The following is a 13,149-nucleotide window of genomic DNA, read 5'->3' as shown; positions in this document are numbered from 1 at the left end:
ACATTCGGGGCAATTATTAAAATAACATTAAAAAAGTCCGGTAAGCGTCCGCCGGAGCGGTTGGGGAGAGGAAAAGCCGTGCAAACGTTCATGGAAATGGTGCAAAAAGGGCTTTTGCCGCGGCTTGAAATACGCAGCGCGGATCCCCGGGAACCGGTCGAGGTTATATCGGTGCCGAAGCCGTGGCGTCTTGTCGGCGCCGGCAATTATGCGGCGGTCGTGTTGCATCCCGAGGAGCCGGACAAGGTCGTGAAGGTGTATGCGGAGGGCAGGCCCGGACTGCGTGAAGAAGTGGAGGTTTACCGCAAATTGGGGCGGCACCCGGCTTATTCGGAATGCTATGGGGCGGGAGACACGTTTCTCGTGCTGAAGCGGTTGACCGGCGTGACGATTTACGAATGCTTGCGGCGCGGGATCCGCATTCCGGAGAAGGTCATCCGGGATATCGACGCGGCGTTGGAATACGCCCGGAAGCGGGGCTTGAATCCGCACGACGTGCATGGCAAAAACGTCATGATGATCGAAGGGCGCGGTGTCGTCGTAGACGTGTCGGATTTTCTGAAAGACGAATATTGCATCATGTGGAGCGATTTCAAAAAATCGTATTACGCGTTATACAAGCCGCTGCTGCTGCGATTTCCCGTTCCTTTGCCGGGGCCGCTGCTGAATATGCTGCGCAAGGGATACAGGCTAGTCCGCAGAAGGGAATCATGAGGATCATACAGCTTCATACAAGGAGAGATGAGGATGACCGTTGAAAACGAAAAGGATTGGGCCGGGCTGCGCCGAATCGGCCAAATCGTGGCGAGAACCAGAGACGAGATGCTTCGTTCGATCGTGCCCGGAATGACGACCGCGGAGCTGGACGGGATCGGGGAAGCGATGCTGAAGCGGCACGGGGCGACTCCGGCGCCGAGAAAGGTATACAATTTCCCCGGGGCGACGTGCATCAGTATTAACGACGTGGCCGCCCATGGCATTCCGGGAAGAAGGACGATACGCGCAGGCGATATCGTGAACGTCGACGTATCCGCCGAGTTGGACGGGTATTATGCGGATACGGGCGCGACCATCGTCGTAGAGGGCGACTCGCCGGAAACGGAGCTGAAGCAAAGACTCGTGGATAGCTCGCGGAAGGCGCTGGACGCCGGGATGGCCGAGGCGAGGAGCGGAGCGAAGCTGAACCGGATCGGCAAGGCGATCGAGCGGGAAGCCCGTTCGCGCGGCTTTGCGGTTATCCGCAATTTGGCGGGCCATGGCGTCGGGAGAAAGCTGCATGAAGAGCCCGGAGATATTACGAATTTCGAGAACAAACAAGACGGTCGTCTGTTGAAAAACGGCGTCGTGCTTGCGATCGAGACGTTTTTGTCGACAGGCGCAGAATATGTCCTCGAGGAAGAGGACGGATGGACCATTCGGACGCCTGACCGCAGCTTGGTCGCGCAGTTCGAGCATACCGTCGTCGTGACGAAGGACGGACCTGTTATCATGACGGTGTAGGGCAAGTTTGACAAAGGCATCGCCCTTAGATACAATTTGTATCTAGGGCTTTTTTCATAAACGGCGGGCCATCGTTTAGCCGACATATACGTTATGCAGAGTAAGGAGGTGCCATATGCCCTATACCCCCGCCCATCCGATCACGGCTATCGTGATCAATAAGCTGTTTCCGAACAAATTCAACAAAACGGGTCTCGTGCTCGGGTCGATCGCCCCCGATTTGCTCAATTTTGTTTTGCTTCGCCCTACGGATACGACCTTCGGCCATTCCCATATCGGCATGCTCGCGGTCGGACTGCCCGCATCGATCGCGCTTGCCTTTGCGTTCCACCGGCTCGTTCTGCCGGCCGCGGCGATTCATCTTCCCGCGCCTATCAACCGGATTGCCTACCATTATGCCGAGCAAGGGTGGCGCATAGCGGGAATAAAAGCTTGGGTCGTCTTGGTATTGTCGATTATGCTCGGGATGTACAGTCATCTGTTTCTGGACGGATTCTCCCACAGTGGAGGGATTATGTATCCGATTGCCACATCCACCGTGGAGCGGCTGTTTCCTTGGGCTGGCTCACCCGCCATGCTGCTCCAATTTGGCCTGTCGGTGCTGTTGATAGCGATCGAGCTGCTGCTGTTGGCCGTTTTCCTGCTTCGCAGGCTAAGGATCCCTTCGAACGTACCGCGAGTGCCCGGGCGGATGAAATGGACGTATTGGTCCGTCGTTCTGCTCGCGACGTTTGCGATTACCGCCTTCGCTCTATTTATTCACCCTTCCAGCCATTATCGGCACCTTCTGTTCATTATACCCGTCGCGCCGTTAACCGGAGCTGTCGTCGGCCTGCTCGCCGCTTCCGTCGTTCATGCGGGGCGCCATCGGTCGCCGGGGAGCTTCAGCGGAAATGTGAAATAATCGGTCCGCCGACGGTTTGCGACTGACGATTTTATTGCGGCAATGCCAAAAGTCTGATTATGCTGCAAAAATGTGCATACGAGCCATTCGTTCCTTCCGGGCGAATGGCTTTTGTTTGTATTGACAAGAAATGAACAATGGAACATAATCTAAATGAACGCAAACGAGCAAAATCGAGCATTTAGTTGGTTGATATTGCTAAACGCGGTTCGCCGCGATTTTGCGGAAACGGACTGGAAAGGGCGTGCTTCATAATTGAAAACGGAAGCGACAGCATACACCGTCGATTCGAGAAATTTCAGATTGTTAAAGCCCGGTGAAATGTGCGAAATTGTTCTGGAACGCGCCGTGCATGACGGGGAGGTCGTCGTAGAGCCGACGCTCGCGAGCATTTGCCATGCGGACTTGCGCTACTATACCGGCCAGAGGCGTCCCGAGGCGCTGGCGCGCAAGCTGCCGTTGTCGCTTATCCACGAAGGGATCGGCCGCATCGTATCCGGCAGGGCGCCGGGAGCCGAGCCGGGGCAACGCGTAGTCATCGTTCCGAACATCCCCGGCTTCGTTCGCGAAAGGATCCGGCCTGAAGATTGCTGCCCGGCATGCCGCGGCGAAGCGGGAGAAAACTATTGCCACCGGGGACGCTTTCTCGGCAGCAGCATGGACGGGATCGCCCAGCATCGCCTCGTCGTTCCCGCGGAATGCGCGCTTCCGATTCCGGACGAGGTGCCGGATGAAATCGCCGTGCTGGCGGAGCTCTGCTCGGTCTCTTACCGTGCGGTCTCCCGCGTGCGGGAACGGCTTGCTTCCGGCGCGACCGTGGCCGTCTTCGGCGACGGTCCGGTAGGCTATTTCACGGCCGCGATGCTCCATCATGTGTATGGGCTGCAGCGGGACCGGCTGCGCGTATTCGGAGCGATTTCGGATAAAATCGCCCAGTTCGAGTTCGCGAGCGTAGCCCTCGTGCAGGACTATGACTTTGCGGCGGCCGAGCCCGTCGACATTGCCATCGAATGCACCGGAGGCCGGTTCAGCGAAAGCGCGATCAACCAGGCGATCGACCTGCTGAAGCCGGGAGGCAGCCTCATTTTGATGGGAGTGACCGAGGAGCGCGTTCCGGTCAATACGCGGGATGTGTTGGAGAAAGGAATTACGCTGCTCGGCAGCAGCCGCAGCTCCCGCTCCGATTTCGCAAGCGTCATGCAAGCGATGAAGGAGCCTTCCTGCCAAGCTACGCTGCGGCGCATTTTGCCCGAGCATAATTGGATCGTCCGTTCGGTTGAAGATTTTCAAGCTGCGATGGACGATACGGCCGAGCACCGGGGCTGGAAAAAGACGGTCATGGAATTTCACTGGTAAAGCGACCGGACGCATTCATACTCTTATTCCATTGGAGTGGTAATTGTGACGCGAATACCCGATAAAGTGTACTGGCAGGCGCACCGCGGAGGCGGCGCCTACGAAGCCCCGGACAATACGATGGCGGCGAACCGATATGCGTGGAGCTTGGGAGGCATTCCGGAGGCCGACATCCGGACGACGAAGGACGGCGTCATCGTCAGTCTGCACGACGCGACTCCGGCGAGGACGACTACCGCCCCGGATTCCGTGAAAGATCGCCGCATTTCCGAGTTCGACTTCGAAGAAACGAAGGACTGGGACGCGGGAATCAAGTTCGACGCCAAGTTCGCGGGAGAGAAAATTCCTGCCGTGGAAGAACTGTTCGCGGAAATGAAGGGGAAGCCGGAACGATTGGTGTACCTCGATTTGAAGGATGTCGATTTACGGCAGTTGGGTCAATTGATCGACCGGTACGGGGTGAATGAGCAGGTCATCTTCACCCATAACGTTCAGGCGAATTGCCGCGAGATGAAGCAGATTGCGGCGAGCGTCAAAAGCATGCTATGGATCGGCGGAAGCGCGGAACGCATCAAGCAAACGTATGCCCAGCAAGCGCGCGATTTGCAATTCGACGGGCTGGACCAGGTGCAGCTGCACTTGAACGCCAATGCCGACAATGCCGATTGGCCTTACGCCATCGACCGCGAATTTCTGAAGCTCGCCCTCGCGGAGACGAGTGCCGCGGGCGTCGATCTGGAAGTGCTGCCGTTCCGGTTCGACGACCGTTCCATTCATATGCTGCTCGATTTGGGTATCCGTTGGTTCGCTACCGACGAGCCGGCGAGATTTCTGCAATGCGTCCATTCGTGGCCAGGACTAGACAAGTAGACGAAGAACCGAAAGAAGAACCGAAACAAGAACCGGATGGAGAAATTGGTTTCCGGTTCTTTTGTTTGCTCTTTTCCGTTATAGAATGTCGCTTTTGCATAAATATGCTCAATATTATTTAAAATCAAATTCATTTACTGTAATATTTGCCAATAATAAGATATATATGAGAATAAAAGAACTTAAATGAACAAAAGTGAACGTATGGGGAACGCTTTGGACGAGTAACTTTACGTCCGGGCGCTCTTGGACGGAGATGGTGCGTAACGCCATGGCGTCGCGATTCGGTAAATCTTCATCGACGGCGACACGCGAGATTACTCTCCCGCGCCTTCCCGGCGCTTCGCGGCTCCGGCCGCATCGTCCAGCTCGCGGATGCATTCCGGTCCGTCGTTGCTTACATTGCCGACGCCAGCGGCAACCGGATACGCCCTCATTTCCTCCGCCGGATACGGCTTCAGCATGTCGAGCAGCCGGGAAGTGTCGCGCATGCCGCGATCCAGCCAGACCGACTCGTGCTCCGGCCGCAAAATGACCGGCATCCTGTCATGGATGTCGGCCATAAGCCGGTTCGGAGCGGTCGTAATGACGGTGCACGTGCTTACTTTCCGTCCGTCCGGGGTCGTCCATATGTCGTACAGGCCGGCCATCGCGAACATGGCTTCGTTCCTCAGCGTAATTCGCATCGGCTGCTTCGTTTTGCCGTCGTCCTTCTTCTTCCATTCGTAAAATCCGTCGGCGGGTACGAGGCACCGCTTACGCTCGAGCGGGATCCGGTAGGCCGGCTTCTCCGCCACCGTCTCGGCCCGGGCGTTGATCATTTTCGAGCCGATCGACTCGTCCTTGGCCCATTGCGGGATGAGCCCCCACTTCAATTCGCCGATCCGGTTGCGTTCTCCGTCGTTCACGATCGCGGGCACCAGCTGGCCCGGGGCGACGTTATATCGGGGGCGATGATACAACGGAAATGCCGGGTCGATATGAAAGCGGAGCAGCAGCTCCTCGAGCGAAATCGTTATCGTATACCTGCCGCACATGCGTATGCGTTCCTCCTTCTCATGGTCCGTTCATGCGTGAATAGCTTTATTGTACGCTTTTATCCGCCGCGTCGCCACCCGTTGCGGCAGTTGCCTATTTTTGCGCGGTGCAAAATTTTTCCTCTTGAAACAGGAATGTATGTTCGCTTATTGTATATACTAGTAGGGAACAAGTGTTCTTGTCTTTGGCGGAGGGGATGTTGATGGCAGCGAGGTTGGAACGACACGTGGGCAGGCATGTCGAAATCGTCTATATCGATCGCCGCGATCGGATCACGCAGCGTACGGTCGTCGTTCTCGGCATTCGGGGCGATGCGGTCCGGGCTTATTGCACGCGGAAGCGGGAGCATCGTCTGTTCAGGCTCGACCGCATCTTGGCCGTTTCGCTGCCGGGGGGAAGGCGAACGGGATGAATCGGACCCCTCTCGAAACCGAAGAAGAGCTGCAGTGGGTACTCGACTACATGCTGCTCCCGATCGTGCTCGACGTGCTGGAGCGCGACATCCGGATGCTCGATACGCTCAAATTGAAAATGCCGGTCATTTACATCAGAAGCTTGCGCCGCGTACAGGATCAAGTTAGCGCGGAAATGGCCGCGGTGCGCGGCAAGCTGAGGAGCCGGGGAATCCGGGTGTACGACCAGCGCCGGACGAAGGAGCAGGTCGAGGCGGATTTTCTTTGCCGCGGCTACCACCGCAAATGCTCCATGCTGTGGGGGCTGGTGAAATCCGAGGTGGAGCGCAAGCTGTGCGCCTATTTGGAGCTCGATCTGGCCGAGTAGAGCAGCCGTACATCGAGGCGCGCCATACGGCCCAAACAACTATATACGTCAAATGCTTCGATCGTGCGAGCCGATTCCGGCAGGCGGCGACCGGGCGAATAAGATCGGAGGACACACGGATGGGCAAGAAACTGGAAGGAAACGGTCTGTTCGAATCGTCGCGCATGATGCTTCCCGAGCATAAGGCACAGTTCGTGAGCAAGCAGGGAGAGCTCGGCCACAGACGGCGCCCGGTGCTGGACGACCAGGCGCTCGAGCAGTTTGCATTGCTGCTGCTGGAATCGATGGAGCGGCAGGAGGAGGTGGCCGTCAGCGTGTTCGATCCCGTCCGGGACGATGTCGTGAAAGGGCGGGTCGTCAAGATCGATTTTACGCTGCAGCGGGTCAAACTGGCGAGCGCCACGGAAACCGTGTCGATCCGGTTTGCCGATATCGTAAATGTCGCACGGGCGTGAGTATCGTCAGTATGGCGGGGGCCGGGCTTGTCGGGAAAAGGCGACTAAACCGCCGTCATGCAGCGCCGCGACGGGAGGCCGGAAGGAAACCCGTTGTTCGTCGTGCGTTCGCCGCATGAACGGCAAGGGTCGCCAGCTTGCTTGCTGGGCGGTCACGGCATTTGCCCGGGCGGCGGCCCGCAGTCTCGCATCGGCGGCCGGCGAGTGTCAACGATCGGCTTGAACCGGCGGAGTAACGTCCGCGCGAGCAATCGTCTCCTGCATATCGGCATGAGCGTCCGCGAGCCATGGATGCACGACCTTGAGCTTGTCTCGCTGGGCCCACAGATGGCCGATATACGCCATCGCCCCGTGCTCTATCGACCGGTCGAGCTGTGCGTTCAGCTCGGTCAAATACGGCGGGGTGCCGTTTTGGTCCCATGAAATTTTATCGGCGACGAAGACGATCCGGTCCAGCAGAGTGGAGGGCGCTTTCAGCGTCGTATGGCAGCCGATGGCGTCCAGCACGTCCCGGCGTTCGATGCCGAACAGATGGCGGGCCACCTCGACGGACAGCTTCTGGTGAATGATCATCGGAAACGTCTCCTCTTCCGACAGCACCTCGATGCCGAGCTCCCTGGCGATGCGGATCCGATCGGCGTTCGGATACACCGCACTGATGTCGTGCAGCCATCCGGCGATTTCCGCGTTCTCGGGATCGCCCCCGAAGCGGAGCGCGAGCGAGCGGGCCTCGGCGCCGACGGCCATGCAATGCTCCGCCGTTTTCGGACAGCCGTGCGATTCGAGGAAGCGCCGGACGTCGGCGGCCAAGTCGCCGCTCAGCCGGAAGCCGGATTCGTTTGCGAAGAAAGGATGCATATGTTCTCGTCTCCTTTGTTGATCTATTTGGTTTTTAACTTACCATAAAGCGGACATCTCCCGGTAGAGAAAGTTCGATTTAAATAACGAGAAGCTATCGAATCTGCACGTGCCGACCTGCAGATTCATAGACTCTTTACAGCTGCGATGCTTTGGTCCTATAGTAGAGAGAGAAGGACCCGAACGGATGAGAAACGTTGCAGGGCGTGAACGGGCGTATTGCGCGACTGGGGAGAACGGCTGGCGCCAATAGGGCTTCAGGGGGATTTGCACAAAGTGGTAACAACCGTATTGGCCATAGTTCTTTTTATCATCACGATGACGTTCGTCATCTGGCAGCCGAAGAAGCTCGGCATCGGCTGGTCGGCATCGGGCGGAGCGCTGTTGGCTCTGCTGGTCGGCGTCGTCGGCTGGCACGACGTAGTGACGGTGGCGGGTATCGTCTGGAACGCGACGCTTACTTTCGTTGCGTTGATCGTCATTTCAGTCATATTGGACGAAATCGGCTTCTTCGAATGGGCCGCGCTGCACATGGCCCGGCTCGCCGGGGGCAACGGCAAGCGGATGTTCGTATACATCATCCTGCTCGGGGCGGGCGTCTCGGCCTTCTTCGCCAACGACGGGGCGGCGCTTATCCTGACGCCGATCGTGCTGGCCCAAGTCCGGGCGCTCCGGCTGGAGGAGGCCCGCATCCTGCCGTTCGTCATGGCGAGCGGCTTTATCGCGGATACGACATCGCTGCCGTTCATTATCAGCAACTTGACGAACATCGTGTCGGCGGACTATTTCGGCATCGGCTTTGTCGAATACGCTTCGCGCATGTTCGCCGTGAACCTGTTCTCGCTGGCGGCCAGCGTCGCCGTCCTGTACGCCGTATTCCGCAAAAACGTACCGGCAAGCTACGACATCGCCGAGCTGAAGCAGCCCTCCGAGGCGATCAAGGACAAGCGGCTGTTCCGCCTCTCGTGGCTCATTTTGGGCGTGCTGTTGGCTGCTTACTTGGCCAGCGAGTGGATCGCCGTGCCGGTTTCGTTCATTGCAGGGGCCGTGGCACTCCTGTTTCTGCTCGTGTCCCGGGGCAGCCGGGTCGTCCAGACGAAGAAAGTAATCGTCGAGGCGCCGTGGTCCATCGTTATTTTCTCGATCGGCATGTACGTCGTCGTCTATGGCTTGCGCAACGCGGGCCTGACCGATGTGCTCGGGAGCGTGCTCGAGCGTCTGGCCGCTTCCGGCCTGTTCGCCGCCACGATGGGCATGGGCCTGATCGCGGCCGTGCTCTCCTCGATCATGAACAACTTGCCGACCGTCATGATCGGAGCGCTCGCCATCGACGGAACGACAACCGAAGGCATCCTTCGCGAAGCGCTCATCTATGCCAACGTCATCGGCACCGACCTGGGCCCGAAGATGACCCCGATCGGCTCGCTCGCCACCCTGCTGTGGCTGCACATCCTTTCCCGCAAAGGCGTCCGCATCACCTGGGGCTATTATTTCAAAATCGGCGTCGTTCTGACGATTCCGACTTTGTTGATCACTTTGGGAGGCTTGTACGTCTGGTTGAGAGTGCTGTATGGGGGATGACGGGCGGGGCGTTGTTGGGGTCGTACGGCCAACAGAATCGAGAATTGGACTTTTCAGAAGAAGCGAAGGTATTGTATTCTCGCCCGACCATGAGGCATTATTTTCTTCATCGATAGGTTAAGTTTCCGAAAGCATCGGAGATTTGCGTCACCCGTCAAGGGGCGCAGGTCTCCTTTTTTTATTCCCATATACCCTTATATTGGGATTCGATGGTATAATTGGAGAGGCGGCGATGCTGTGGAAATCTACATCAGCAAAGCAAGCGAGAACCATTTGTTCATACGTTTTCCGTACGATGCCGGATACATCGATAACATGCGCCAAATCCCCGGAGCTCGTTGGGACAAGCCCAATCGGGCTTGGAAAATCGGCTACACGTATTTGAACGTGGAGCGGTTTATGGACTTGTTTGACGGCTGCCCGGTTACGGTGGATAGCGAGCTGGGGCAGGAGTGCGAGCCTTTGGTCGAGCGGTTCGGGGAAAACAAAGAGGAGTCGGCCGAACAAGCAGACGATGCGGCGCCCCCTCTCGACTGCAATGGGGAGCTCGGAGGAAGGACTTCTGAAAGCAAGAGTTGAAGGACCGAGGGTAGCGGCTAGTCGAAAATCCGAAGCATAAGCGATTTTGTATACAACTTATGCCTCCGGGCTGCGCGTAAGCGAGGTTGTGCGCTTGCGTATGCAGGATTGGACCCGAATGCAGGACGATTCATATCCGGCAGGGGAGAAAAAAGAGCCGGATCACCGTGCTGCCGTAGTAGCCTACGGGAACTTGCAGCAATATGTGCAGCAAGAACGGTCGGACACCTGGTTATTTCCGGGACAACACCCCGGCCGGCATTTGACCGAGCGAGCGGTAGAAGGTGTTCGAGCAAACGGTATTGCATGCCGGTATCGCGAAGAAGGTCAGCATGCATTTCCTTGAGACGTTCGTTTGCGACTCATCTGCTGGAAGGTGGAACCGACGTCAAGTACATTCAGGAACTGCTCGGTCACCGGTACCTCAGTACCACAGAGCGGTACACGAATGTCAGCGTTCAAGGACATTCGGTGTATCCGCAGTCCTTTGGACGAGCTGTTGGACGAGCCGATTCGGAGAGTGGCGGGTGAAAGTTGGCTTGATGTTATACGAAATACGGAAATTTGCTGCGGGAAGATGTTTTGTGAAATAGATAAAGTGTTAGTGAAGTTGCTGTAATAAATACTCTAAGAAAGGCGATATAAATAAGATGCCACTACCAATGGTTCATTTTAGCTTCGCAGTTAAATATTTTGATTCACAAGATGTTCCTGATACGTTTTTATTAGGAAGCATAGCACCAGATGCAATTCATATCAGGAAGAGTCACAGTAAAGTAGATAAAATGAAGACGCATTTTAATATTGAGACCGAACTCTTTAATTTGGAAACATTAAAGGAACATTTTTTGAATTATCTAAGACTGTCGACGAATGAAGAATGGAACTGGTTTGTCAGAGGATATTTTACACATCTTTTGACAGATCATTATTGGTTTGATTATTTGAATAAGAAACTCAGGGATGTAATGTTGAAAGAGAAGAAAAGACCGGAAGAGTTAAAGAAAATTTACTATCAAGAAACCGAACAAATAGATTTTAATATTTACAATCATGCACAGTGGTGTAAGGAGATATGGTCAAGGTTGTTGCGTGCACAAGCATTCGCAATCCAACCAATACTAACAGTTGATGAAGTAAATTATTGGAGATATAGAACGATACACTGGTTTGATTTAATTGGAAAGGAACCAAAACTAGAGCCTACATATATAACAGAACGTATTGTAGCTGGATTTTTAGAAGATATCGTTCCCCAAATAAAATTCATAATGAAGGATTGGGAAGGAGAACTCGAAGAAGACAGCAACATCAGTTAATATCGCATTCCCGAGTCGGGAGCTGGCGCTTCCTTGGTCCGCCCGTGGTATTTCGAGGAAGCGGAGTCAGGCGGACACACCCGCGCTCCCTAACCGCGTCGCCTTGCGGACCCTTATGGGAGTGGTGCATCGGGAATGCAAGAGCGTTATATGCAATTGGAGCGAAAACATAACTTTGAAATTTTTGAACAACATTCAGAATATTTTGGAGTGTACTGAGATGATAGAAAAAACAATTGGTTACATTGGGGTAGGTAGCTCAAGAACGTTGGGCCACTTAGAATTCTTAGCCGATGCTTTAAAAGTAATTACACTTAATGGTGAAGAAATGCATATAGAGATGAAATTAAAAAAACGTACTGAGTATTTGTACACTGATTATATTGAAAATAACATTAATGGATATAACATTGTCTGTCACCTTATCAAGGCAAACGGTGAACTTAGAGATGTGCTGATAACATTATTCTTACGAAGTATTGATGAATATAAGACTATTGAGAACTATATTACAAAGATGAAAGGTAAGAATGAATTATTTATTAACAAACCGATAAGGGAACAAATCAATCCAACTAAGAAAGGGACAGCTGGGGGCGGATGGTTATCTCATAGGAAGTAAGAAGATAGGGTTATGGAAGTGTTTCGAGGATGGCCCAACAGCATATAACACCGTATTCCCACTTCGGCCCGGCTGCGCCGTCCCTTGGTCGCCAGAGGTATTTCGGAAAGCGATTTCAGGCGATACACCCGCACCACCTAACCGCATCGCGACCGGCCTCCGGTCTTAAGGTGGTGGGGCGTCGTGAATGCTGTAATGTTATACGAAAGTCCACAAAAGGCTTAAAAAGAACTATGGTATAATTTCATCATAAACTCACGAGATGAGGGATGAAAATGAACTGGGAAACACTTCGAAATCATTTTCCAGATCAGTGGGTATTATTTGAAGCTATAGAGGCTCACTCCGATAATGGAAGAAGAATGGTAGACCGAATTTCAGTCATTAACAACTATGAACAAGGCAAAGAAGCATTGGAGGAGTATAAAGTAATTCACAAGAAAGAACCACATCGAGAACTCTATGTAGCTCATACAAGTAAGACTGAACTGGAGATAATCGAGCGCAAATGGTTAGGAGTTCGGATATGAAATCGGCAATTCATCTTTCAAATAGTGATCTACCTTTCACCGAACTTACGGTTTATTACAACAAGCAAAGCATAAGGCTGCCTCAAGTTTTAATTGATACGGGTTCTTCAAGTACAATTTTGAAACTGGATGTTGTTGAAGAAATTGGATTGACGGTAGAACTTGATGATGTATTAGGAACAATTAGTGGAGTTGGCGGAAGTGAATTTGTATTTTTCAAACAGTAGATGCCATTGAAGTGAGTGGATTTCGCATTGAGAACTTTCAAGTAGACATTGGAACGATGAATTATGGAATTAACATTGATGGAATTGTAGGAATGGACTTTCTATTGCAAGCAAAAGGAATAATTGATCTGAATGAATTAATATTGATTTGCAAGCAATAGCAGGAATTGTGGACCCTCGTATAACACCATATGATACGAACCACATTTTGACCTCTCGAAAATTCCGGAATCTCTTGTCCCATAAGGTTTTTTTTCGTTCGCCTACTTCGCTTTTCTCGCTTTGCCTTCGCATAACTTTGATTTTTTCAGCTTAGATATACGAACCAGGCGTTTGTTGGTAATGCGCTGAAAAGGATATACGCACCTAATTTTTACGTGATATACGAAGCTGATGATGAGAGTATAACTTGACTTAGTTTAGTAGTCAAATATTTAGCAAAGTGTTGACATGTTATTTTGCCTGAAAATTACTGATAATGGAGTATAGCAAATAAATTCACGATTTTGTGTAGCCATGGAATATGGGGG

Annotated in this window: 18 protein-coding genes; 16 read left to right on the top strand and 2 right to left on the bottom strand. The window is 53.5% G+C overall.

Annotated elements, in window-relative coordinates; all coding sequences use genetic code 11:
* Positions 1–78 precede the first annotated feature (78 nt).
* From FE784_RS27640 to FE784_RS27620, 5 genes are all read left to right on the top strand, one after another.
* A complete protein-coding gene (locus FE784_RS27640; protein WP_246132214.1) occupies positions 79–714 on the top strand; it encodes a serine/threonine-protein kinase in 636 nt (211 codons plus the stop codon).
* Positions 715–747: 33 nt separating this feature from the next.
* The gene (gene map / locus FE784_RS27635; RefSeq protein ID WP_139605483.1) at positions 748–1,500 is read left to right on the top strand and encodes a type I methionyl aminopeptidase; all 753 of its coding nucleotides are present in this window, start codon (positions 748–750) and stop codon (positions 1,498–1,500) included.
* Between the two features lie 115 nt (positions 1,501–1,615).
* The gene (locus tag FE784_RS27630; protein WP_139605482.1) at positions 1,616–2,404 is read left to right on the top strand and encodes a DUF4184 family protein; all 789 of its coding nucleotides are present in this window, start codon (positions 1,616–1,618) and stop codon (positions 2,402–2,404) included.
* Positions 2,405–2,725: 321 nt separating this feature from the next.
* The gene (locus tag FE784_RS27625) at positions 2,726–3,760 is read left to right on the top strand and encodes an alcohol dehydrogenase catalytic domain-containing protein (RefSeq protein WP_139605481.1); all 1,035 of its coding nucleotides are present in this window, start codon (positions 2,726–2,728) and stop codon (positions 3,758–3,760) included.
* 45 nt (positions 3,761–3,805) lie between these two features.
* Entirely contained in the window at positions 3,806–4,630 is an 825-nt protein-coding gene (locus tag FE784_RS27620) for a glycerophosphodiester phosphodiesterase (RefSeq protein ID WP_246132213.1), read from the top strand.
* Between the two features lie 317 nt (positions 4,631–4,947).
* Here the strand turns inward: FE784_RS27620 and FE784_RS27615 are convergent, their stop codons facing one another.
* Positions 4,948–5,667, bottom strand: coding sequence for an SOS response-associated peptidase (locus FE784_RS27615; protein ID WP_139605480.1), 720 nt, complete (start codon positions 5,665–5,667; stop codon positions 4,948–4,950).
* A gap of 203 nt (positions 5,668–5,870) precedes the next feature.
* On the opposite strand from FE784_RS27615, the gene FE784_RS27610 reads away from it, so the two are divergent.
* From FE784_RS27610 to FE784_RS41165, 3 genes are all read left to right on the top strand, one after another.
* Positions 5,871–6,080, top strand: a complete 210-nt coding sequence (locus FE784_RS27610) for a WYL domain-containing protein (RefSeq protein ID WP_246132212.1) — start codon at positions 5,871–5,873, stop codon at positions 6,078–6,080.
* A complete protein-coding gene (locus FE784_RS27605; protein WP_139605478.1) occupies positions 6,077–6,448 on the top strand; it encodes a YhjD family protein in 372 nt (123 codons plus the stop codon). Before FE784_RS27610 ends, FE784_RS27605 begins: the two co-directional genes overlap by 4 nt.
* Before the next feature lie 119 nt (positions 6,449–6,567).
* Complete coding sequence (locus tag FE784_RS41165; protein ID WP_176706562.1) at positions 6,568–6,903, top strand: YolD-like family protein; 336 nt, start codon at positions 6,568–6,570, stop codon at positions 6,901–6,903.
* Positions 6,904–7,110: 207 nt separating this feature from the next.
* Here FE784_RS41165 and yqeK read toward each other — a convergent pair whose 3' ends face one another.
* The gene (gene yqeK / locus FE784_RS27595) at positions 7,111–7,761 is read right to left on the bottom strand and encodes a bis(5'-nucleosyl)-tetraphosphatase (symmetrical) YqeK (RefSeq protein WP_139605476.1); all 651 of its coding nucleotides are present in this window, start codon (positions 7,759–7,761) and stop codon (positions 7,111–7,113) included.
* Between the two features lie 276 nt (positions 7,762–8,037).
* Between yqeK and FE784_RS27590 the strand changes: the two genes are divergently transcribed.
* The 8 genes from FE784_RS27590 to FE784_RS27560 all read left to right on the top strand — a co-directional run bounded on the left by FE784_RS27590 (position 8,038) and on the right by FE784_RS27560 (position 12,619).
* Positions 8,038–9,342, top strand: coding sequence for an arsenic transporter (locus tag FE784_RS27590; RefSeq protein WP_139605475.1), 1,305 nt, complete (start codon positions 8,038–8,040; stop codon positions 9,340–9,342).
* A gap of 237 nt (positions 9,343–9,579) precedes the next feature.
* Complete coding sequence (locus FE784_RS27585; protein WP_139605474.1) at positions 9,580–9,921, top strand: hypothetical protein; 342 nt, start codon at positions 9,580–9,582, stop codon at positions 9,919–9,921.
* Between the two features lie 118 nt (positions 9,922–10,039).
* Positions 10,040–10,267: a hypothetical protein gene (locus FE784_RS41160; protein WP_176706561.1), complete on the top strand. Its 228-nt coding sequence runs from the start codon at positions 10,040–10,042 to the stop codon at positions 10,265–10,267.
* Positions 10,228–10,452, top strand: a complete 225-nt coding sequence (locus FE784_RS42965) for a tyrosine-type recombinase/integrase (protein ID WP_139605473.1) — start codon at positions 10,228–10,230, stop codon at positions 10,450–10,452. Before FE784_RS41160 ends, FE784_RS42965 begins: the two co-directional genes overlap by 40 nt.
* Positions 10,453–10,571: 119 nt before the next feature.
* Positions 10,572–11,240: a zinc dependent phospholipase C family protein gene (locus tag FE784_RS27575; protein ID WP_139605472.1), complete on the top strand. Its 669-nt coding sequence runs from the start codon at positions 10,572–10,574 to the stop codon at positions 11,238–11,240.
* 220 nt (positions 11,241–11,460) lie between these two features.
* Positions 11,461–11,862 carry a hypothetical protein gene (locus FE784_RS27570; RefSeq protein WP_139605471.1) on the top strand — a complete coding sequence of 134 codons (402 nt, stop codon included), beginning with the start codon at positions 11,461–11,463 and terminating at the stop codon, positions 11,860–11,862.
* A gap of 269 nt (positions 11,863–12,131) precedes the next feature.
* A complete protein-coding gene (locus FE784_RS27565) occupies positions 12,132–12,392 on the top strand; it encodes a hypothetical protein (protein ID WP_218103823.1) in 261 nt (86 codons plus the stop codon).
* Entirely contained in the window at positions 12,389–12,619 is a 231-nt protein-coding gene (locus tag FE784_RS27560; protein ID WP_176706559.1) for a pepsin/retropepsin-like aspartic protease family protein, read from the top strand. Before FE784_RS27565 ends, FE784_RS27560 begins: the two co-directional genes overlap by 4 nt.
* The last annotated feature ends 530 nt before the right edge of the window (positions 12,620–13,149 follow it).

The organism is Paenibacillus hemerocallicola (genome assembly GCF_006265175.1).
GTDB classification, from domain to species: domain Bacteria; phylum Bacillota; class Bacilli; order Paenibacillales; family NBRC-103111; genus Paenibacillus_AB; species Paenibacillus_AB hemerocallicola.
This window is presented reverse-complemented; position numbering and strand designations above follow the sequence as displayed.